The sequence below is a fragment of the Flavobacterium sp. C3NV genome (assembly GCF_046825355.2).
GTDB lineage: Bacteria > Bacteroidota > Bacteroidia > Flavobacteriales > Flavobacteriaceae > Flavobacterium.
Genome location: NZ_JBKQBJ020000003.1, coordinates 367,789 through 391,502, shown reverse-complemented (window position 1 = coordinate 391,502; position 23,714 = coordinate 367,789). Strand labels below are relative to the sequence as shown.

Below are 23,714 nucleotides of genomic sequence, written 5' to 3'. Positions count from 1 at the left end.
AGCATGAGATTAATTAGAATTTTCACTTTGATGATGATAACTGTAATGTATTCTAATCAGAGTTATTCGCAAGCAACAGAATTTAATAACCCCATTGCAGAACAGCGCGCTGATCCCTGGGTGTATAAAACAGATACCGGAGACTATTTTTTGATAGCAACTGTTCCCGAATATGATCGTATTGTATTAAGAAAGGCCAATAGCATTAACGGATTAAAAGAAGCCAAGGAAAAAGAAATTTGGCATAAACATGAAAAAGGAGTAATGGGAAGCCACATTTGGGCTCCGGAATTGCACAGGATTGATGGCAAATGGTACATTTATTTTGCAGCAGGCGAGGCCGAAAATATCTGGAATATCAGAATGTGGGTATTGTCTAATTCATCAGTAGATCCTATGCAGGGCAAATGGAAAGAAGAAGGGCAGATAAAAACGCAAAAAGAATCTTTTTCTTTGGATGCCACTACTTTTGAGCACAAGGGTAAAAGATACTTGATATGGGCGCAAAATGTAAGAGGAGGAGATAGCGGAACGGCTTTGGTATTATCTGAAATGAAAAATCCAACGACACTTACAGGGCCGGAAGTGATTTTGACCGAACCGGAATTCAGCTGGGAAAGGGTAAAATACAATGTAAATGAAGGACCTGCTGTAATTAAAAAAGACGGAAGAATATTTGTTGCCTATTCCGCCAGTGCAACAAATCATAATTATTGTATGGGTTTGTTGTGGGCGAATGAAGATGCAGATTTATTGAATGCTGCTAGTTGGAACAAGTCTCCGGGACCTATTTTCTACACCAGTGAAGAGCTAAAAAGATACGGTCCCGGACATAATTCGTTTACGACTTCTGAAGACGGAAAATCAACGATAATGATTTACCATGCTCGTGATTATAAGGAAATACAAGGGCATGAGTTATCAGATAAAAATCGTGCTACACGTGCACGCAAAGTAAATTGGACAAAAAGCGGCTTTCCGGATTTTATGCAAAATGAAAAAGACTAAAGAATCATTTTCAAATTGATCATAATGCCTTTAAAATTTTAACGACTTCGATGATTTCACGATGCAAAAAGTTTATTTTATCTGAAGTATCAGTACTAAAATGTCCTGACTTAGCTTCTTCTTCAATAATAGTTAAATAGTTACTAAGATCTTTTAGCATAAAAATGTCGACACTCGATTTCATATTATGCGAAATATTCTTTACTGACTCATTATCATTATTATGAAAAGCTTTTTGCATCTGTGCTGCTTCATTAGGGATCCTTTCAATAAAAAGTTGAATCATCTCTTTTATAAAGGCAGTATCTCCGCAAGCCATCTCTTCCAAAAAAGATAAATTAACCTTTCTTTTTGGTTCCGTTTTACCCTCTTTGGTTAAAACTGTTTTTATAGCTTCTAAAAGTACGGGCTGCTTAAAAGGTTTTGGCACATAAGCATCCATTCCTACATCAAAACACAGCTGCTGCTCTCCCACAAGAGAGTGGGCTGTCATGGCTATTATGGGAATGCTCAGATTCATTTCATTCCTGATGTATGCTGTCGTTTGATAACCGTCTTTAACCGGCATCTGAAGATCCATTAATATCAAATCATATTTATTTTTTGATAAAAGACCAATTCCTATTTCGCCATTTTCGGCTATGTCCAGTTCAAAGCCAAAATTGTAAATAACGTTTTTTACCAGTTTCTGATTTAAAATATTATCCTCGCAAAGCAGTATATTGAGTTTTCCCAAATTATAACCGGACAAAGTTTCATCTTCGGTTTCAATTTCGTTTGATTTTTTATAAGTCAACACAAAGAAAAATTCTGAACCGCGTCCTTCTTTACTTTTTACGTGAATTGTGGAGTTCTGTAATTCTACTAACTGTTTTACAATGTTAAGACCAAGTCCGGTACCGCCAAATTTTCTGGTAGTACTTTCTTCTGCTTGCGTAAATCGTTCAAAAATCGTCTTCAATTTATCCTCTTGTATTCCAATTCCGGTATCTTTCACCGAAAATCTAAGCGAATAATTATCGGCAGTTTCAGCTACTTTTTTTACAGAAACGGTTACTTCGCCATCTTCAGTAAACTTAAGCGCATTACCAGCTAAGTTCATTAGGATCTGATTTAATCTTCCCTGATCGCCAATTACATTTTCGGGCATATCGGCATCGAGAAAGAGATTAAATTCAACATCTTTCTGAACTTTTATTTTTAGTAAATCGTAAAGATGTTTAAGCGTATTTTTTAAATTAAAAGGCTGTGTTTCAATAGTCAGATTACCTGATTCTATTTTAGAAAGATCTAAAATATCATTAACGATCAAAAGTAAATTTTCTTCTGCAATTTGCACACTTTCAATATAATCACGTTGATTAGCATCAAGCTTTGTTTGAGCCAAAAGGTCAGTAAAACCAATGATTGCATTGAGCGGAGTTCTGATTTCATGGCTCATATTGGCCAAAAAACTATCTTTTGCAAATACAGCACGATCGGCAATTTTTTTCTGCGCGGCCAGTTCAATATTTTTTGTTATTAATTCCAGTTGATTGATAACGTGTTTTCCAATAATTGTAAGTGAATTTCGTTGATTTTCATCAAGTTCTTTCGCAACATGATCTATAACACAAATTGTTCCTATGTTGTATCCGTCAGGCGTTGTAAGGGGAACTCCGGCATAAAATCTCACTTTAAGACCTCCTGTAACATTAGGATCGTCTTTAAATCGCTCATTTGAATGCGTGTCCGGTATTTCAACAATTTCGGATTCCATTATAGTATAACGGCAAAAAGTGATTTCCCTCGGGACTTCAGAAACCCCAATACCAATTTCAGATTTAAACCATTGCCTGTTTTCGTCTATAAATGAAATATGCGCGATGGGCACGCCACATATATACGAAACTAGTTTTGTAGCATCATCAAAAGCATTGTCGGGTAATGTATCAAGGATATTGTATCGTTTTAACGCTGCCAGACGTTCCAGCTCGTTGTGTGGTATAGGTTGTTCTTGAGTATTCATTTTATTGGGAAAGTAAAGTGCAAAAATAGAATAATTTCAAGTAAAACCGGGTAAAAAAATAAGGATCATAAATGCAAGGGTTGTTTTGTCCTTTACTCCGGTAAATTATTATAGTCTAATGGGTAATAGAAAAATTTTATGTAGTAAATAACTTTCAAATATAATTTTTCCCTGAGGCAAAATAGAAACTTTTTTATTACATTTGATTTGTAAATTGAACAACAAAAAACAATTTATTTACCATTAACCATAGTACTACTTATATGAAATTTTATGCACTTGTTTTAGCAGTTAGCCTGCTTTCATCTGCTGCATTCTGTCAAAAGACAGTTGCACCCGGCAGCAAGGATATTAATACCAAATACCTCAAACCCGAAAAGTCGCTTTACACCGTATATTATGTCAAAGACACTAGCTGGACAAAACAGGGATCACTGACCTACGATATTGCTGTGGCAAATAATCAGTTGAGTTTGACCAATTCGTATACTCCAAAAGACAATTCAAGGACTAGCGCCCGCACCAGTGTAGCAGATTCCCAGACACTTAAACCTATAAGCTATACCAGCGATGGAAAGGATTCAAAACTAAATCTCGATTTTGCTGAGACAGTTACAGGGAATTATTATTCTAAGAAAACCAAAAAGGATAAAAAACTGAAATTACATCCCAAAGAGGCCTATATTGACTGGAACTGGATGGATCATTTCATCTGTACATTGCCATTAGATGTAGGTTACAAAGCCCGTATTCCTCAGTTCTACTATAATAATGAGTCTGATATATTGATTGAATATTATACTATAAAGGAAGTTAAAAGCTTTAGCTTCAATTCTCCCAGAACCGGTAAACATGATACATGGCTTGTCACGGTTTCAGAAGAAGCTACAGGAGGCATTTATAATTATGTTGTAGACAAAAAAGACCATCGTTTGTGGCAGCGCGAAATGTCTATGGGTAAGGGTATGTGGGAAATTACAGTTAACGAAGAACTGGATTATCAGCCTATTAAGAGTACATTCAACAAAGAACTTTCGGTTCAGCAGATTTCTAAAGGCAATAGTGTTATTATTGGCACAGCCTATGCAAGATCGAGCTCTGGCAAAAGATTGGGTGGTTTAGTGAATACTGCTAAGAAACAATATGCGCCAAAGGGTACAGAGATTACGCTTTTTCCTAATTCAGACTATTATGAAGAATGGATAGAAGTGAACAAGAAAATTCGCAAACAGAAAAAAATGCCTGAAGTTCCTTTGACCAGTGATTTTGGTTATGCTGTCAAAAAATCCAAAGTTTATGATGATCAGGGCCATTTTGAGTTCGCAGATCTCATGCCGGGGAACTATATTGTGATGGCCAGCTTTGATTTTTCTAACTCTTATAATTACTCCTATGTATCAGGTTATACCAATTATTATAACTATTGGGGTTATACGGGATCCTCAACAAATTACGGTACAGCCAGACAATCCTATATCGACAAGGCCAATATTGAGAAACGTGTAACCATAGATAAAGATGGCGACAAAAAAGAAGTGAGCTTAAAAGAATAATGAGAAACAGAAAAGCCGTGTAATCAAAGAGTTTACACGGCTTACTATTTTAGGAAAAGATCGAAACCTAAAAGATCTAAAGCTGCAACTCGATACGTCTGCACGAACAATTTCATTCTGCTGTTTCTCATCCTTTATTTTTAAAGCACTTTCGGATCAAATAATAATATAATAAAGCAATATAATGTTGTAAATCATTTACACACAGACCTAATTACTTTTAATATACTAAAATTGAATAGTCAGTTTTTAGAAATACAAAGAATTATTTACTAACTATTAATGATCAAAATTATGTTTAAGAAAGGTCAAAATGTACAGCAGGAGTTTGGTAATCAGATCATGAAAATTATTGATTTCGAGCCGGACTTAATAGAAAATGTTATTACCCAATGGGAAGATGAGCAGGGTACGATTGTAACCGGCAAGTTTATGGAATCACAGCTTTTACCTGCAGATGATTAATGTTTTCTGAAATTGCCAGAAGATCTGTTACGTAGAAATTAGCTTTTAGATATCTGGAAAAAATAGTGTGTTAATCTAATTCCAAAAGACTTTATTATTTACTAAAATCAGCCCCTTGATAGTGATACAACTTTTGTCGGAACTTGAATTTAGAAAGATATAGCCCTCTTTATTCAAAAATACTAAAGCATCTAGTAGTATCGCCTGGCTTTCCTTTTCTTTGGATATATTGTCTTTAAAAGGTGTGGAGATATTAAAAACTGGAGTTAAGAGACTTGTTAGCTCTTCTAAAGTACAGCTCATGCCGTTTCTGTCGGCAAGCATTTGCAGCACTTTTATAAGAAAGGTTGGTAATGTTTCCATGACATCTGCTTTTACTATCATATACGAAAATTGACTCCTAATGGATTTTTGGAAAGTTTTTTTAGTTATATATGCTAATTACATATTACCAAAACGCAAAAAATAAAAAGCCCATTTCGTTAGAAATGGACTTTTTATTTTTGCGATTTTTACCACCCTCAAGTTAAAAAAAAAAATGAGGATTACCTATACAAACACTTTAATGAAGGAAATAATAGTATGATTAAAACTCCCATCTCACAAAAGCTTCCATCGCAGCATATCGGGACAAACCTAACTGATTATACAATTCAGCTGTTTCGCTGTTTCTGTCTTCGGCTCTTTGCCAAAATTCTCGCGCATCAGTTCCCTGAAAAACAACTCCGTCTTTTTGAGATTGATGTTTGAAAATTCCGTGGCGTTTTGCCAAAACCTGATCCGGGCTCATGGGTACTGCCATTTCGACTTCGTCAATTCCCCATTCCTGCCAGGCTCCGCGGTACAACCATAACCAACAATCGTTCATAAAAGGTTTTGGTTTTAATGCTTTTACGGCTTCAAAAACAGCATCCAGACAAACTTTATGTGTTCCGTGCGGATCGGCTAAATCTCCTGCCGCATAAATTTGATGTGGTTTTATTTTTTCGATCAAATCCATTGTAAGCTGAATATCTTCTTTGCCTAAAGGCTTTTTCTCGATAGTTCCGGTTTCATAGAAAGGGAGTTCCATAAAATGAATCTGCTCATCTGGCAAACCTACAAAATGACTTGTAGAGCGAGCTTCTCCCTTTCTAATCAATCCTTTTAAGTATCGCACTTCCGGAATATCAATTTCGCTGGCTTTTTTATTTTTCAAAAACGTTTGGGCTTTTTTGTAAATGGTATCAGCTTCTTCACTTTTAATTCCGAATTTTTGATTATAATCTATCACAAAACTAGCAAAACGAAGCGCTTCATCATCCGCGACAGCGATATTTCCGGAAGTTTGGTACGCCACATGTACTTCGTGCCCTTGTTCCTGCAAACGCATAAAAGTGCCACCCATACTGATAATATCATCATCAGGATGCGGACTGAAAATCAGTACACGTTTTTTTGCCGGTTCTGCTCTTTCAGGTCGGTTGGTGTCATCGGCATTTGGTTTGCCGCCCGGCCAGCCCGTAATGGTGTTTTGCAGTTTATTGAATATTTTAATATTGATGTCGTAAGCGGGACCGGAATCTGCCAGTAAATCACTCATTCCGTTTTCGATATAATCAGCATCGGTCAGCATTAAAATGGGCTTTTTTAAGTCTAATGCCAATCCCAAAACGGCTTTTCGGATTAATTTATCCGTCCATACAATTTTTTCTACGAGCCATGGTCTGTTAATTCTGGTTAGTTTAGAAGAAGCTTCTTTATCCAAAACAAAAACCGCATTGTTGTGTTCCTGCAAAAAAGAAGCAGGAATTTGATTCGTAACTTCTCCTTCAACCGATTTTTTGATAATGTTTGATTTTCCTTCACCCCAAGCCATTAAAATAACCTGTTTGGCTTCCATAATCTTTTTCACTCCAAGTGTAATGGCTGTTCTTGGTGTATTGCTCAATCCCGAAAAATCACCGCTTGCCGCGACTCTGGTGATATGATCCAGCGCCACTAATCTGGTTTTCGAGTTTTGAAGTGAACCTGATTCATTAAATCCGATATGTCCGTTGCCGCCAATTCCCAGAATCTGTAAATCGATACCTCCAAGAGCTTCAATTTTTGCTTCATAATTGTGGCAATAATCGGCAATTTCTTCTTTGGATAAAGTTCCATCCGGAATATGATAATTTTCGGGTAAAATATCCACCTGATCCAAGAGCAGTTCTTTCATAAATCGAACGTAACTATTAATAGAATCCGGTTCCATCGGGTAATATTCGTCTAAGTTGAAAGTGATGACATTTTTAAAACTTAATCCTTCTTCTTTATGCAAACGAACCAATTCTGCATACAATCCTTTTGGAGAAGAGCCTGTTGCGAGGCCTAAAATGCAGGGTTTATTTTCTTTTTGTCTGGATTGAATTAAAGCCGCAATTTCCTGAGCAACTGCTTTTGAAGCCTCAGAAGAATTTTCGAAAACAACGGTATTGATGTTTTCAAATCGTTTCTCAAATCCTGTTGCTTTATCTAGGGTACTTTTTATCATTTTAATTTCATTTTTTTATATGTCAATAGATCTTTAATACTTTGTGTTTTTATTTTTCACGCAGATTTAGCAGATTTGGCAGATTTTTTTAATATTTTCTGCTTTTTATTCTGAAAGCTATTGAGAGCTATGTGTTTAAAAAGTGTTACTCGTTAGATGGTTTTCCTATAGTAGCCAAAATTCCACCATCAACATACACAATATGTCCGTTTACAAAGTCACTTGCTTTTGAACTTAAAAAGATAGCAGCACCTTGCAAATCGTCCGGATCTCCCCAGCGTCCTGCCGGTGTTCTGCCCATAATAAATTCGTTAAACGGGTGTCCGTTTACACGAATAGGAGCAGTTTGGCTTGTAGCAAAATAGCCTGGGCCAATTCCGTTTGTCTGAATATTAAATTTAGCCCATTCCGTTGCCATGTTTTTGGTCAGCATTTTTAGTCCGCCTTTTGCTGATGCGTATGCGCTTACAGAATCTCTTCCTAATTCGCTCATCATAGAGCACATGTTGATAATTTTTCCGCCTCCGCGTTCGATCATTCCTTTTGCCACATTTTTTGAAACAATAAATGGCCCTGTTAAATCTACTTTGATTACGGCTTCAAAATCGGCAACCTCCATTTCTATAATAGGCGTTCTTTTGATGATTCCGGCATTATTAATTAAAATATCTATTGGACCAACTTCGGTTTCTATTTTGTTGATTGCGGCCATTACAGCAGCTTCATTGGTTACATCAAATAAATATCCGTAAGCTTCGATACCTTCAGCTTTATATTCGGCTATGGCCTTGTCTACAGCTTCCTGCGACGAGTGATCGTTTACTACTATTTTTGCACCCGCATGTCCAAGTCCTTTGGCCATTGCCATTCCCAGACCATGAACTCCTCCTGTAATGAGCGCTGTTTTTCCCGTTAAATCAAATAAGTTAATTGACATTTTTTTAAGTTTTTGGTTATTAGTAATCTTAATTTTTTAAGTTTTTTTTGGATGATGTAATTATTGAAACATAGGTTCGGATACTATAAAAGGATCTTAATACGAATTAGATTTCTGCCATATAATCTCACTTTGTATGTTTTAAATAAGTTAAACCAATATTTTAAGTTATAGGTTATATGTTTCTATTTGTTAGTGCTATAGCTTTAATTTTGTTTCACGCTTACAATCAAAGGATTTTGAATTTCCTGATTGAAATGGTCTAAATAATCCTGCCATTGTTTTGAGCTGGTTATTTGACCTGCTTTGTCCCAGGCAGCACCGGAATAATACACGATAGGTTCGTTATTTCTAACCGAAGTTTGGGTTAATAACTGCTCTTTGTTGACCCACATTTTTTCTGCCGGAGTACTTAATATTGTGGCAACAGCTGTAGTTCCTTCTTTGTCAAAAGTCGGTTCCCAGTAACTCATAATTCCTTGTTGTTCGTTTAGGCCAATTACGCCTTGTTTGTCACGTCTGATGATGCCAACCACAACAGGCATAGGTTTATTATCGTCGAATGTGTAAATGTTTTCAATTCGGTTGAGTTGAGAACCTGCATCCAGCGAAATGGTTTTTACAGCGGTAACTTTTATGCCGCCGGCATTCCAGGTATCATAACTTAATTGAAAAGTAGATCGCAGCGGACCATTGTCTAAAACTTTCCATTGATGATAATTTCCTGAATAACGAATCGTGTCTTTTACGTACGGAGCCATATTGCCGGCGCCTAATGTATAACCAACATGATAATAGTCTAATCCGTCGCCATGATCGATGTGATAATCGTTTCGTTTGTAACGATCGTTCAGGACTAATTTAGTGGTTCTTTTTACCCAGACATCATAACCGTAAGCGTCTCCTTCGGTTTTTTCTAAAGCTTTGCCATAAGCGCGAAAGGCGATTTTATCATTTTCCCAAGCAAAATCATCCAATCGTTCCGGCACAAAACGAGCATAGGTTTTGGCGGCAATCGTTTCCGGTTTTCCTTTTTGGATTGAAAGTGTAAGCGTCGATTTTGCTTTAACATCAACTTGCACCAATAGATTTTGAATCGCAGCTTTTCCTTTGTGTTCTAACTGAAAAGGAACCTGCTTTTTGGTAACGCTGTTAATGACCACAAAATGGGCCGTATCGATTTGTGGATAGGAGGAAAGGACCGCTGTCCATTTTATGGCTATTACCGATTCTTTTCGGTTTAAAGCTGAATTATTCTGAATGGTAACAGTGGCTTTTGATTGCGCGATAAGAGTGAAAGGCAAAATAAAGGCCAGTAAAAAGTGCATTTTGACTAATTTCATGAGTTGTAATAATTGTTGTTTTTAATGTATTTTTTTTCTAAAAATGCGTTCAAAAAAAGCATAGTTTGGGCTTTCCGATTCCAAATGAGTTTTGCATTTGTACGGGATTATACTTTTTCAGAATAAGAAATCAGTACTGATTTTAGCCTTTTAGAAGCTCCGTTTTTTAAAGGTTTTCGTTAAGAAGAACGACTGTAGTTTTTCATTGTATAGTAAGTTTGTTTGTGTTGTTTAAGTTTCGTTATTCTTTTGAATCATCAATTTTTGCTAAGTATTCGCTCGGCATACAGCCGTAATGCTGCTTGAATGCGGTCGAGAAATACGATGGCGAATTGAAACCGCACATATACGTTATTTGTGCAATGGTGTAACGTTTGCTTTGCATCAATTCAACGGCTTTTTTAAATCGGATTCTTTTTATGAAATCCATTGCAGATTCGCCTGTTATGGCTTTTAACTTCAAGTAAAGATTTGATCTGCTCATTCCGATTTCTTTACTGAACTGATCTACCGAAAATTCAGAATCGGCCAGATGATCTTCGACAATCTGAATGGCTTGTTTTAAAAATTCTTCATCAAGAGTATTAAAAGCAATATTCTCCGGAACCATTTCTTTTCCTACCGAATAATATTCTTTTAAACGTTTACGGGAACGCAGCAAATTTGTGATTTTTGCCGCTAAAATTGGCGTCGAAAAGGGTTTTGTGATATAATCGTCGGCACCCATTTCCAATCCTTTTAGCTGTTGGCTGGTTTCATTTCTTGCTGTTAAAAGCATCAACGGAATGTGCGAGGTATTGATATTCTGTTTTACTTTTTTACAAAAATGCAAACCATCCAGTTCCGGCATCATCACGTCGCTGATAATAAGATCAAAAGGCTGAATTTCTAAAAGGTCCAAAGCCATCTGACCATCGTAGGCAACGGTAACATCATATACTTTGCTGAAGTAATCCTGCAGATAATCCAGGATTTCTTTATTATCGTCTACAATTAAAAGTTTTACAGGCTGATCTCTTTCGGTTATTTCATTTTCTTCCGGCAATAAAGAATCGTCTGTTTCCAGTTCATTATCTGATATAATGGACAAATCATAAGCAGATTCTTCAATTTGCTGATCGTTTTTATAAACCTGATCTGAGGTTGGGATAGTTACAGTAAAAATACTGCCTTCCTGCATGGTACTTTCGGCTGTGATTTCGCCATGATGCAATTCGACCAAACGTTTCGTAAAGGCCAATCCTACACCGGAACCCAAATTCATCTCACGGTTGTTTACCTGATAAAAACGATCAAAAACTTTTGAGAGATCGTCTTTGCTAATTCCGACCCCCGTGTCGGCGACCTTTATTTGTACAGTATCGTTTTTCCTTACCAATTCGACATGGATGCTTTGACCGGTTTTGGTATATTTAAATGCATTGGACAAAAGATTAAATAAAATCTTTTCCATGGCGTCTTTATCAAAGTAAAAAAACAACTGAAGCTCTTCTGAATGATAGGTGTAATGAATGCTGTTTTTCTCAGAAAGAGGTTTAAACGATTCGAAAATTTCCTCCGTAAAAGTCACGATATCGCCTTTGCCCACTTTAAGCTGACGGGTTCCCATTTCGGTTTTTCTAAACTCAAATAACTGATCGACCAAATTGTAAAGCCTTTTTGCATTGATGAACATTAGTTCGTGTTTCTTTTTAGAAATTTTATCGGCAAAAGGCATTTTTAATAACTCTTCTAAAGGGGCTAAAATCAGTGTTAAAGGCGTTCTTAATTCATGCGATACATTAGTAAAGAAATCCATTTTTACCTGATTGATATAGCTGACTCTTTCTTTATCAATTCGTTCTAATTTTAGTTGCTCAACGGCTTTTATTCTTTCTTTTATGATTTGAAAACCAATGTATATTGCGGTACTGATAATGGCCAGTAATAGTAAAGAAAACCAAATTGTTTTGTACCAGGGCGGCAGTATACTGATCTTTAAATTTCGCACCGCGCTTGTCTCGCCATTTGGACCAATTGCCTTGATCTGGAAATTGTATTTTCCGGCAGATAAATTACTGTAGCTTACTTTCAACTCATCAGTACGCTGCCAGTCTTTATCGATTCCGTCCAGCTTATAATAATAATACGTTCGGTTCGATGAAATATAATTGAACGTATTAAAAAAGATACTGAATTGTTTGTATTCAGGTCCAATTTCAAGTTCGTTTGTCTGGTCGATATGTTCTTCCAGAATGTCCGTTTCATCTGCTACCGCAACGTTTTTATTTAAAACTTCTAAACCTGTAAAACTTAACTTTAAAGGAAGCGGCTGTTGTTTAATCATCGACGGATAGAAATACGAAATCCCTTTTATACCGCCAAAAAGCAGCATTCCGTCTTTTGCTTTATAAAAAGCATAATCATTGAATTGCTTGTTTTGTAAACCATCACTTTCGTCAAAAGTCTGAACCGAACCTTTGTCAGGATTGAATTTGATCAGCCCGCTGTTGGTCGAAATCCACAAGTTTCCATCATCCGGAATTATTCCGTAAATCGTTTCTTTAACAAAATCATTTCCGGCTTTAAAACTAACGAATGATTCCTGATTTTCGTCATACAAACGCAAACCTTCTCTGGTACCCAGCCAGATTCTGTGTTTCTGATCTTCGGTAATACAGTTTATAATATCGTCGCTTAATTTTCCGTGTCCGATGTTTCCAAATAATTGCGTATCAGGATAAAACAATGTCACACCGTTTGTGGTTCCAATCCAGATTCGATGTTTGCTGTCTTCAAACAAAAATGTAATATCGTCTGAAGTCAGACGCTTTCCGGCCTTATCTAAATGAATGTGCGTAAAGGTTTTGGTTTCGGGATGAAACTGGTCTAATCCTGATCGCGTACCTACCCAAATACGTCCTTTAGAATCTTTCAATAAGCTGTAAACCAAATCTCCGGCAATCGTGTTGGGATTGCTTTCGTCATGTCTAAAACGCTGTACAGAACCGCTGTTAGGATTCAGTACATTCAATCCGCCATTGTGCGTGCCAATTAATACGTTTCCGTTATCATCAAATGCAATGGCTTTAATGTTGTTCGAACTTAAACTGTTTGCATTATTTTCACTGTTCGAATAATAGGTAATCGTATTAGCGTTTTTATTCCAGTAATTAAGGCCTTTATCGTTACTTCCAATCCAGAAATTACCTTTAGAATCTTGTTTGATAACGCCAATTACTTCATCGTTTAAAGAGGGTTTTCCTGAGTTTTGACTCAACAAATTGAACTTGATATCGTTTTTATGATAGTAGTTTAAACCGCCATAATAAGTTCCCAACCAAATTCCGTTTTGCTTGTCTTTAAAAAAGCAGCGAACAGAGTTTTGACTAATGGTGTAAGGCTGAGAGATTTGATGGTAATAATTGGTAAAAGAATTATTTACCGGGTTAAAAATAGTCAAACCCTTAAAGGTTCCCATCCAGATATTTCCTTCGGTATCTTTTCCAACACATCTAATATTATTATCGGCAATACTATTGTTTCCAGTGCTGTGAAGCAGGGAAGTAGTCTGTCCGTTTTCGGCATTGTACTGAATCACACCTTCACCTTCGGTAGCGACCCAGAGTTTTTTACGATCTATATAAACATCATTGATATAGGTTTTTCTGACTCCTAAATTAATTTTAGCAAGCTGATGCGTTTTTGGATTGAGTTTGAAAAGCCCAACATCGGTTCCTAAAATAATTTGCTGCTGCCAAAGTCCGATGTAGGCTATTTTTTTGATTTCATGCGAAGAAGCGTTGAACTTTACCGCCGTAAATTTTTCCTCTTTTGGATCTAGCATAAAAACATCGCCCGCAATAGAACTTGCCCAGATTCTATGCTCTTTGTCTTCGGTTATAGACGAGATATACCATTCGCCTATATTTCGCGGAAGCGGATAATTGGTAAAACTATCCGTATTATAATTATAAACGCTGATTCCCTGATTGCCGCCCACCCATAATTGTCCTTTATGATCTGTAAATAAACTGCGGATATAATACGACTGCAAACTGCTTTTTACGTTTTTTACTGGCCGGTACACTTTAAACCCCTTGCTGTCATAACGATTTAATCCGTCCTGAGTTCCAATCCAGATAAAACCCAAAGTATCCTGCTGAATTGCAAAAACCGAACTTTGCGACAAGCCTTTGTCAACCGAAATATTACGAAAATATCGATCCTGAACTTGTGCGTGGCTTTTGGCTGCAAAAAGAACAATGTAGAAAAACGCAATTATGGCAATCGTTTTTTTCATGAAATTGGTATTATAATTATTTTTTGTATGCTTTACTGCTTTTTTTTAAACACATCGGAAAATAGCTTTTTGGTAACTAAAAAAAGTTTACACCCGCATAAGTAACTATGTGAAAGAAATGTATTTCTTTTTTGCATTCTTTTAGCGTTTAAAATCTATGTTTCTATGTGTTTAAAACAACATCTAATTTATAGAAAAACTAAACATCTTATTCTTTTTAATTTTTGTCGTATTTGGCCACATCCGGTAATTCGTCTATAGCTTCCTGCTTATTTATTTTATTCCCTTCTGATTCTAATAATAGGGAACTGCCGCTAATTTTAGGTGAATAGGCTTTTCCTTGAAATTTTACAGGCAGATTATAACTAAATAATGATTTTGTCGTTTTACCCGAAACTTGTAGCGCAGCAGGTTTTTCACCGTCTAACTGCGCCTGAATATCCCAATCTCCAACTTGTAAATGCGATAAACCATTGTTGTCTGATATTGTTTTAATGATTTCAAGTTTACCTTCTTTAATTTGAATAATAGTTAGAAACCTGAATTTTTGTTTGGATTCAGAAGTGATTCCGGCGTGCCATTGGTCTTTAAATTCTTTGATCTGACCTTCATCATTCGTGACTTTGTTCCAGTTAACGGCAGCTTCGTAAAATTGGTTATGTACTGCCATTTTTATCGGACTATTCGCAAATACGCTTGCATTTACATTTCCTAAGTCTGTTTTTACAATGAAGTTTTGTTGTTTGGCTTTCGCCGAATTTTCTCCTTCGATCGCATAATAGGGACAATGAAATTGAGTGGTCCATTTTACAGGATTTTTAGCTTCCAGTTCGTCATACAAAACAATATAACCGCCTTCTAATTGCAGCATATGCCTGCGGTATAAAGTTACTCCGGAATCTCCGTAACCATTGGCTTTGCCTGGCACAACATTAATTTGTTTGAATCTGTCTAACCAGAAATCACTTTTTATTTCGCCATATGCATTACTGGCATCGCCCAAAGCATATTGAATGTGTTTTCCTGAAATAGCTCTCGGAATCCATCCGTAACCTTCTTCACCCAGTTTCTGATTTAAACTATCAGCCAAAATAGTGTTGTAAGCTTTTGATGTTCTGTAGTATAAAAGATTGTGCTTGTCGCTAAAATTGCTGTAATAACCCGTTCCTCCAAAAATTACTTTTCCTTTATAATTGATGGTAAAAGCATTTTGCGAAGCGTGTCCGTGCCCCGAAGAACCAAACGGACTGCTGAACAAATAACTGCTCAGGGTTTTATTGCCATGAGCCAAATCTTCGTGCATGGCAACTACACCAACATCTCCAAATTTGCGGGTTTTAGGCAAGTCAGCAGGGGAAGTTGCAGGTAAATTTCTGTTGGGTTTATAATTTAATAATCTAAAGAATAAGAAATCATCTGTACCGTGATAATAAGCAGGATAATCTCTTTTTATTTCGCCCACATACCAGTTTAAGTACGGATTATTCATTTTATAAGTCAAAGCATCTGCAAACCAGGCTTCGCCTTTTACGATGTAAGGAATGTTTTCCCACATGTCGCCAATTGCAGTACTTGCAGCTCCGTTTGGGTGCGTGTACAGCATATAATACGGAAGATTTTGCATCCATGGTAATTTGAAGTAATCAACTCCGCTAAAATCACCAAACATTTGCGATAAATAAACAATCGACTTAAAGTTGACTCTAAAATAGCCGTTTCCTTCGTGCCAGCCGCCATCTGTAGTGCCCAGAACCGGAAAACGTGCCGACCAGACTTCGTACATATACGTTAGCCATTCTTTGGCTTCGGGAACATCATTAATTACGGCTACTGTAGCTATTGCAAGATTTCGTAATGTTATTTGCCAAACGTGATTATCGCTTACATGCAATTCAAAACGGTTGGGCAAATGATTGTAAACGCGTTTCGCCCTGATGGTAATGATATTTTTGAATGTTTCTTTTTCCTGTGGTGTTAAAAACTGGTATCCTGCATCATAAAACCAACCCAAAGCTTCGAGTACAGCACCACTTGTAAAATCGTCGCCTGTAGCCAATCCGTTTGGGTTCATGGCGGCAATGTTTAAGGCTCTGCGTTTAGCGTCCTGAATAAAACGTTCGTCTTTGGTCAGTTGATATGCGATGCATAAATTACGAACAGGCGTACCAACAGCATCACCAAAACCGTGATACATTCTTTCTATAATAATCTTTTTTTCTAATTTATTTTTGCCTGTAGTATCTATTACCCTTTGAGGTTTTTCAGTTGGGAGTGGAGCCAGCATTAGTTTTTCCGCGTAAGCGATAAATTTTTTAGCTTCAGGATTATCGAGATTGTTTTTATAAAAATCTTCGCCAATACGGTTCATATCCCATAAAAGTGGATGTGATCCTTCGTTGCGTTTTAAAACTTCGCTTATTGGCGGAGAAACTTTCTCACTTGCATATTTTGCATCAACTACAAAGTCGTAAACAGGCGACCATGTCCATTGATTGCTTCCTTTTAGGGCATAACCGTATTTCCAGAACCATTTTCCGGGTTTTAGAGCCTGATGCAATGGATAAACAGCCCAACGCTGTTCTGCACTTGCGATTAAATCTTTGCTGAAATTTTGATCGCTTGCCAGCATTATTTTATAACGGACGTTTCCAATATTTGGATCTTCTGGAACTTCACTGCCGCTTTCCATTGGTTTAACCATTTCTTTGCCGTTGGTTGCAGGCCACAGTAAGGCAGGAGCATTGGTAGGAACCGTAATTCCGTTTACAGGATAAGGCCATTCGCGAACTCTGGAATGGAGTTTTTCTGCCGTTAGTTTTAGCGTTGCAGACTGCTGACTGAAAACAGTAACTGTTGTAAAGAATACTATTAATGCAATTATATTTTTCATAAAAATTTCTTTTAAACCAATTATATTCCTGATACGAATGAATCACCGTTCTTTTTACACCATTCTTTTAGATAACGGCGCATGGCAGTTAGTTCTTTTTTATAGGCTTTGTCTACTGCCAGATTCGTGATTTCTCCCGGATCTTTTGTCAAATTAAAAAGCTGTTCTTTTAGATCGCCTTTGTTGTAAACAATATATTTAAAATCTTTGCTTATTACGGCACGTCCGCTAATGTTTAGGAGCTCTTCGTTGTCGGCAAAATCGGTTTCGATTACCAAAGTATCACGTAATTGCAGGGCAGTATTTTCTATTTTTTTACTAATGTCAATTCCTTTTAAATAATTTGGCTTTGGTATTCCTGTAAAACCACAGATTGTTGGGATAATATCTATTCCGTTGCAAACTAACAGATCGTCTGTTCTTGGTTTCCATTGGCCCATTTTAGATATGATAAAAGGTATTCTGGCTGATTCTTCATATAATATTTGTTTTTGATTCCAGCTGTGACCTGCGTATCCATCGCCATGATCTGCTGTAAAAACTATGATCGTATTTTTTTCGATGTTGTATTTTTTTAATGATGCCAAAACCATTTCAATATAACTGTCTACTTTTTCTACCAGACGATTATAGGCCCAGCGGTATTGACGCCATTGATCCGGAGTCCAATTAACCGTAGGATAAGTTCTGAAACTTACTTTTTGCTGTTCGCGGACAATTTTTGGTTCGTATTCCGGGATTTTCCAGTTGGCAGGTAAGGGCGGACATTGATCTGCGGGTGGTGCGTTTTCTAAAACATCCATTTTTAAATCTTCTCCACGTGCCCATTCGCAAATATCATGTGGATTCAAAAAGGAAGCGACCAATAAAAAAGGCGTGTTTTTATTCTCTTTGATAAAACGAGCACAGAAAGAAGGTGTCGCAGCATCGTTATAATCCTGAAAAGTTGTATTTTCTATATATTCAAAACCATGCTGGCTTTTTTTAGTAGTGGGAACGGGCAAGTGCCATTTGCCTACATAACCGGTTTTATATCCTCCGTTTTGGAAAATTTTCCCCATCATTAATAAATCTTCCGGCCATTGACCGTCTTTTTCAGGAGCATTGCCTATAAAACCATTTTCGAAAGGCATTTTTCCACTCATTATGGCGGAGCGGGAAGGTGTACACAAGGGTTGTGCGCAATAGGCTTTGGTAAACCTGACTCCGTTTTGCGCCAGTTTATCCATCGCAGGTGTGTGCAGGTTTTTGTTTCCTGCAATACTCATCGCATCAGCTGTTTGCTGATCGGTCATGATGATGAGAATATTGGGACGTTCAGCAGTTTGCGAATTACTTAAAAACGGAATATGCAATACCACGAAAAGCCATATAAAAAATATGTTTTTTTGAAAACTCATATCGACCTGTTTTATTAGATTGGTTTTTGGTTTATACACTCTTAAATGCAAAACGAATTTAGTAATCAATGTTCTAATAAGGTTTTGAATTTGTGTAAAATGATATTAATTTTAGTTAAAAGCTTTAAAAATAAGGTGTTCTTGAAATTAGTGACGGGCTTAACCGCAAAGCTCGCAAAGGTTTACGCTAAGAGCGCGAAGTTTTTTTTAATCTCGCAAAGGCGCTGAGTCGCAAAGTTTTTTGTTTCACGCAGATTTGGCAGATTTAGCAGATTTTTTGAGATGTGAATTTCTCGGAAAAGAGCAAAGTTTGAAAACTTAAAAAAAGACACAGAATATAAATACTTTGCGTCTCTGCGCCTTTGCGAGATTAATTTTGAAAGTTACTAAGCCGCAAAGTTTTGTTTCTCGCAGATTTTTTACGATCTGAATTTCTCGCAAAGACGCAGAAGCGCGTAGTATGAAAACTTTAAAAAAAGTAGAATATAAAAACTTTGCGGCTCTGCGCCTTTGCGAGATTAATTTTTTACGTATTCCGTCGTTTTAAATTTCTGGAAAGCATTGGCGCAAGCCCCTAATAAACCGGCTTTGTTGCCTAAACTTGCGGCTACAATTTTTGTATTGGAGAAGGAAACCGGAATTGCGGTTTTTTTAACTCTTTTTGTCAATTCATCAATATAAAACTGACCTGCTTCGCTGATTCCGCCGCCAATTATGACTTTCTGAGGACTAAAAATGTTGACGCAATTAACGATTCCGGCTGCTAAATAATCAAAGTGATGTTCCATTGCATTTACTGCATGGTCTTCGCCGGCAAGATATTTTTCGATAATGGTTTTTCCGTCGATATGTTCTTTGGCTGTTTTATTTAGAGATTTGTAGTATGCTATTAATGCGGTAACAGAAGCGTATGTTTCGAGACAGCCGTGTCCGCCGCAGGCACATTGAATTCCATTGTACTGAATAACGGTATGTCCTAATTCGGCGCCACGATTGTGGTAACCGCCAAAAAGTTTTTTATTGATCATGATCGCCCCGCCAATTCCTGTACCAATTGTTAGGAATATAGCATCTTCACTGTCTTTGGCTGAACCATAGATTACTTCTGCGAGTCCCATTAAGTTGGCATCATTATCAATTACTACATTATGTCCTGTCCGGCCATTTAGAATTTTTCCTAAAGGCAATTGTTCAAAACCAGGAAGATTAACGCCGCCGCCTACAATCACATCATTTTCGATTAAACCCGGAAAACCAATACCAATGCCCACAATAGGTTCGTTTAACTGATCTGTGCATTGTGTAATCGCCTTAACTATTAAATTTATGATCTCTTCTTCGGTTTTTGCTTCTTTAAGGGAAACTATAAATGAAAACAAGATTTCTCCGAGTTCGTTGACAACGCCGCATTTCAGTGAAGTGCCGCCAATATCTATTCCGATTGCGTATGATTGCGATATTGGTGTATCGTTTATGGTATTCATAATGCTAATTTTACTATTATTTTATCTTCTCCCGGAAACAATTAATGCAGAACGGCAAGTTCTGCATTAATGTCCAAAAAGCAAGTAATTATCTAAAAAAAATAAGGGCTTATTTTAAGCCGATCCTTATTATGGCTTAGGTTTATTTAAAGATTTGCCAAAATCCCTCCATATTTGAAATTGTTCAGGTGTCAGGATTGCTTTTTCTTTAGTGGTTATATCTTTTTTCCAGGCTTCGAGTTTTTCTTGTCTTTGATCGTAAAAAAGTGCCGGATCGTCTTTAATGGCTTTTTGACCTTTTCCGTTTTCGGCAATTAAATCGTGCATTTTTTGCTGGTTTACTTTGCTGAGTTTCATTACGGTAAAAATAGAATCTCTTAAGACTTTCATGTCTTTAGGTTTGTTTTGTGCAAACGTAATCGAAGCTATTAGGATGAAACTGAATGTTAGTACTATCTTTTTCATAATGTTGTTTTTTATTTGATTGGATTAAAAGGAAAAGGCCAGTGCTGCTGTTTGTTTTCCAATAAGTTCTTTTGGTATTTCTATCACTACCGCATCTTTTTCCAGTTTCCAGTTCACATTTTTGCCTGTAGAAATTAGTTTTATCTTTTTTCCTTTTTCGGGTATATTTCCTTTCCATTCTATGACTGCCGGAATAGTTGTTCCTTCTGTAATACAAAAAATGGCGTATTTCTTTTTTCCGTCTTTTGATTGTGTAAACCAGGTAGAACCGTCATTATAGTTTTCGGTGATTCGGGTGCTGTAAATTGCTTCACCATTTGCTTTTAACCATACACCAATTTCCTCAAGCGGTTTATTAATATATTCCGGAAATTCACCTTCGGGTGTTGGTCCCCATCCTAAAAGCATATTGCCACCTTTTGCGACTACTTCTGCTAAAGTTTGTATGATCCAGGTTCCTGATTTTATTGGGGTCTTCTTTGTGTATCCCCATCCTTTTGCTATGGTTAGACAGGTTTCCCAAGGATCTTTTAATTGTGTTTTAGGAATTGTTAATTCTGGTGTACGATAGTTTTCATAAGGTCCGTGAATTGTTCTGTCTACCACTAAAATTCCCGGCTGTTTTTCTCTTGCCATTTTGGCGATACGCGGCATGTCTACATCCTGAGGATAAGGCGGGTAATATGATTTATTGCTTGGTACGTATGCTTTTTCCATTTCTCCTGGCTGCGGATTTCGTACCCAGCCACCGTCAAGCCATAAAATATCTACTTTACCATAATCGCTTAATATTTCGCCGATTTGGTTATAGGTGAAATCTCTAAATTTCTGCCATTGCTTTGGGAATTCGTTTGTATTATAATTTGCATTACGATTTACCGTTGCAAAACGAGGCCACCAAAAGTATTCTGAATGCCAGTCGGGTTTAGAGAAGTAAGCACCAATCATCATACCTTGTTTGCGATAGGCTTCAAAAATATATTTTGTAACATCGGCTTTAGGATTGGCGGCAAAAGGACCATTTGTAATTTTAAAATCACTTTCTTTAGTATCAAACATTGAAAATCCTTCGTGATGTTTAGTGGTAAATACCAAATATTTCATTCCTGCGTTTTTTGAAATTTCTGCCCATTTCTCAGGATTAAACTTTACAGGATTGAACTTTTTAGATTGATCCCAATACCATTTTTTATATTCTTCGTAGGTTTTTGTCGTATCCCTTCGTTTCCAAAGTTCATTAACCAGTGGCCAGGATTCGTTCATTGCATTTTGACTGTAAAGTCCCCAATGTAAAATAACGCCAAATTTTAAATCTTGCCATTGGTTCAGTTTTTCGCGAACCAATGGATCTGTAGGATATTCATATTCGGCAGAAGCGCCGTGAACATCGAGCTGTGCTTGTACACCAACAGAAAATCCTAAAATGATAAATAAAAAGAGTTTTTTGAACATAAATTTTAAAATTAGTATTTAGGATTCTGACGTGTAATTGCTCTGTTTACATCGGTTTCATTTTGTGGAAACGGATATAATTCATGTTTACCACTTACAAAATTGGTAATTGACGGATAGAAATAATTGGAACGGATAAGTTTAACAGCTGCACCGGTTTCGTTTATTTTATCAGCCAGAATTCCCCAACGAATTAAATCGGCTCTTCGCATTCCTTCTCCTGAAAGTTCCCAGGCTCTTTCTTGCTGAAGTGCTTTAAGAAAATCTGCTTTGCTTAAACCTGTCGGCAGATTTATTTGCGAAACGGTTGGTTTTGTCAAAAGTCTTGCTGTTGCCGTTGCTCCTGTACCTTTTCCGTCTGTGGTGGTAATAGTTACAGTTGGTACAGCTGTATAACCATCTCCGGAACGCAGCGTAGCAATTGTTCCGATACTGCCGCTTGCAAGGGTTACTACTGCTGCCGAAGCATCGGTACCGCCGCCGCCTGTAATTTGTATGACAACATTAGCAGCGTTTGCATATCCTGTACCTTTGGTTTTTAAATCTACAGCGATTCCGCTGCCTGATATATCTGCTCCAAAACCTCTTCTTCGAACTTGATTAATGGCATCATAAGCAATGGCATTTGGCCCTTCGTTTAATTCATTTTCAATTTCGGCACGCATTAATAATAAATCAGAATAACGCATTACGACCCAATTAATATGAGTGTAACTTCTTTCGAGCGTAGCATTGGTTTGATATTCACGGCTCCATTTGGCAGCAGTCCAGGCTTCATCTTGTCTGGCTGTTAAGAGTGGTAATTTATTTCCAACATTATTAATAGAATACGTGGCAATTGAAAAATCTCTTCGCTGGTCGCCATCTTTAAAAGTGGTGTAAAAAGGTTTTGGTACTAAACAACGGCCAATTGAGTTAGGATAAAGACCTGTAGCAGTAAGTGGCCCATTAAAATAACCTATCCACGATGCATTTTCTCTTGTTCCTGCCGGATTGTAGAATGCAACCTGAAATATGTTTTCAGTAGGTTCTAATACGTGCTGGCATTGGTTTTTAAAGACTTTAGAATAAGACGGATTCAGTTTGTACGGATTCTGCGCCATCACATCGTTAATCTGTTGTTGCGCCAGTTGGTAATACTCTTTGTAATTAGCAGGACGTTTCATTGTTCCGTCTGCATTTAAGGAATATCCTCCTGCGAACAAGGCAACCCTGGCTAACATTGATTTTGCTGCCCATTTACTGATGCGCTCGTCTGCAGGTGTTTGTTCCGGTAAAACAGCCGCAGCTTCCTGCATGTCTTTTATAATTTGGGTATAAATTTCGTAACGGTCTACTAAACCTCCTTTTAGATTATCGCCTGATTGTGAACTTTTGGTTTTAAAAGGAACATCGCCCCAAAGACGTACCAGTTCTGAATAATAAAATCCACGAAGGAATTTTGCTTCGCCAATATATCTGTTCAATTGCATCTTCTGAGATGGAGTTCCGTTTGTGTAGAATTCCATTTGGGGAATTCTTTCGATCACAACATTTGCCCTGTCAATTCCTTCATACAATTTACTCCATACAGTGTAAAAGATTCCGGTTTGCGAAATTCCCTGATAATGAGCAATAACGCGCCATTCATCAGAGCCTAGTCCGCTCAATTGACTAATATCAGTATCGGCATCAAATATCAAAGGAATATTATAACCATAGCTATCTAATGATGACATTGATTCATAAACACCCAAAGTAGCCATATTAGCTTCTTCAGGAATAGAGAAAAAGTTAGCTGTAGTGAAGTAAGAATAGGGGGTAACTTCCAGTTCTTTGTCACAGGAATTAAGAGGCAATAGGAGACAGGCAATACCTGCTGCAAGTATCATTCTGCGGGAAAATATATATTTTTTCATCTTTTTAAACTTTA

The 23,714-nt window shown here is 37.1% G+C and carries 15 protein-coding genes; 3 read left to right on the top strand and 12 right to left on the bottom strand.

What is annotated here, in order from left to right:
• Positions 1–3 precede the first annotated feature (3 nt).
• Positions 4–1,008, top strand: a complete 1,005-nt coding sequence (locus ACIDC4_RS06890) for a glycoside hydrolase family 43 protein (RefSeq protein WP_412042346.1) — start codon at positions 4–6, stop codon at positions 1,006–1,008.
• Between the two features lie 19 nt (positions 1,009–1,027).
• Here the strand turns inward: ACIDC4_RS06890 and ACIDC4_RS06885 are convergent, their stop codons facing one another.
• Positions 1,028–3,016, bottom strand: coding sequence for a GAF domain-containing hybrid sensor histidine kinase/response regulator (locus tag ACIDC4_RS06885; RefSeq protein ID WP_412042345.1), 1,989 nt, complete (start codon positions 3,014–3,016; stop codon positions 1,028–1,030).
• A 263-nt stretch (positions 3,017–3,279) separates the two neighbouring features.
• Between ACIDC4_RS06885 and ACIDC4_RS06880 the strand changes: the two genes are divergently transcribed.
• On the top strand, positions 3,280–4,569 hold the full coding sequence (locus ACIDC4_RS06880) for a DUF3108 domain-containing protein (RefSeq protein WP_412042344.1): 1,290 nt from the start codon (positions 3,280–3,282) through the stop codon (positions 4,567–4,569).
• Between the two features lie 294 nt (positions 4,570–4,863).
• Positions 4,864–5,034: a hypothetical protein gene (locus ACIDC4_RS06875; RefSeq protein WP_412042343.1), complete on the top strand. Its 171-nt coding sequence runs from the start codon at positions 4,864–4,866 to the stop codon at positions 5,032–5,034.
• Positions 5,035–5,109: 75 nt separating this feature from the next.
• On the opposite strand, the gene ACIDC4_RS06870 is transcribed toward ACIDC4_RS06875, so the two are convergent.
• From ACIDC4_RS06870 to ACIDC4_RS06820, 11 genes are all read right to left on the bottom strand, one after another.
• Positions 5,110–5,397 carry a hypothetical protein gene (locus ACIDC4_RS06870; protein ID WP_412042342.1) on the bottom strand — a complete coding sequence of 96 codons (288 nt, stop codon included), beginning with the start codon at positions 5,395–5,397 and terminating at the stop codon, positions 5,110–5,112.
• Positions 5,398–5,620: 223 nt separating this feature from the next.
• Positions 5,621–7,549 (bottom strand): glucosamine-6-phosphate deaminase, encoded by a 1,929-nt coding sequence (gene nagB, locus ACIDC4_RS06865; protein WP_412042341.1) that lies wholly within the window; start codon positions 7,547–7,549, stop codon positions 5,621–5,623.
• Positions 7,550–7,694: 145 nt separating this feature from the next.
• Entirely contained in the window at positions 7,695–8,486 is a 792-nt protein-coding gene (locus ACIDC4_RS06860) for a gluconate 5-dehydrogenase (protein ID WP_412042340.1), read from the bottom strand.
• A gap of 206 nt (positions 8,487–8,692) precedes the next feature.
• A complete protein-coding gene (locus ACIDC4_RS06855) occupies positions 8,693–9,829 on the bottom strand; it encodes a BT3233 family polysaccharide utilization protein (RefSeq protein WP_412042339.1) in 1,137 nt (378 codons plus the stop codon).
• A gap of 241 nt (positions 9,830–10,070) precedes the next feature.
• Entirely contained in the window at positions 10,071–14,111 is a 4,041-nt protein-coding gene (locus ACIDC4_RS06850) for a hybrid sensor histidine kinase/response regulator transcription factor (protein ID WP_412042338.1), read from the bottom strand.
• A 217-nt stretch (positions 14,112–14,328) separates the two neighbouring features.
• A complete protein-coding gene (locus tag ACIDC4_RS06845) occupies positions 14,329–17,001 on the bottom strand; it encodes a DUF4962 domain-containing protein (RefSeq protein ID WP_412042337.1) in 2,673 nt (890 codons plus the stop codon).
• A gap of 20 nt (positions 17,002–17,021) precedes the next feature.
• Positions 17,022–18,401 (bottom strand): sulfatase family protein, encoded by a 1,380-nt coding sequence (locus tag ACIDC4_RS06840; RefSeq protein WP_412042336.1) that lies wholly within the window; start codon positions 18,399–18,401, stop codon positions 17,022–17,024.
• A 518-nt stretch (positions 18,402–18,919) separates the two neighbouring features.
• Positions 18,920–19,885: an ROK family protein gene (locus ACIDC4_RS06835; protein ID WP_412042335.1), complete on the bottom strand. Its 966-nt coding sequence runs from the start codon at positions 19,883–19,885 to the stop codon at positions 18,920–18,922.
• A gap of 129 nt (positions 19,886–20,014) precedes the next feature.
• Complete coding sequence (locus ACIDC4_RS06830; RefSeq protein ID WP_412042334.1) at positions 20,015–20,350, bottom strand: hypothetical protein; 336 nt, start codon at positions 20,348–20,350, stop codon at positions 20,015–20,017.
• Positions 20,351–20,374: 24 nt separating this feature from the next.
• A complete protein-coding gene (locus ACIDC4_RS06825) occupies positions 20,375–21,802 on the bottom strand; it encodes an alpha-L-fucosidase (protein ID WP_412042333.1) in 1,428 nt (475 codons plus the stop codon).
• 11 nt (positions 21,803–21,813) lie between these two features.
• Positions 21,814–23,700, bottom strand: coding sequence for a RagB/SusD family nutrient uptake outer membrane protein (locus ACIDC4_RS06820; RefSeq protein ID WP_412042332.1), 1,887 nt, complete (start codon positions 23,698–23,700; stop codon positions 21,814–21,816).
• Positions 23,701–23,714: the final 14 nt, after the last annotated feature.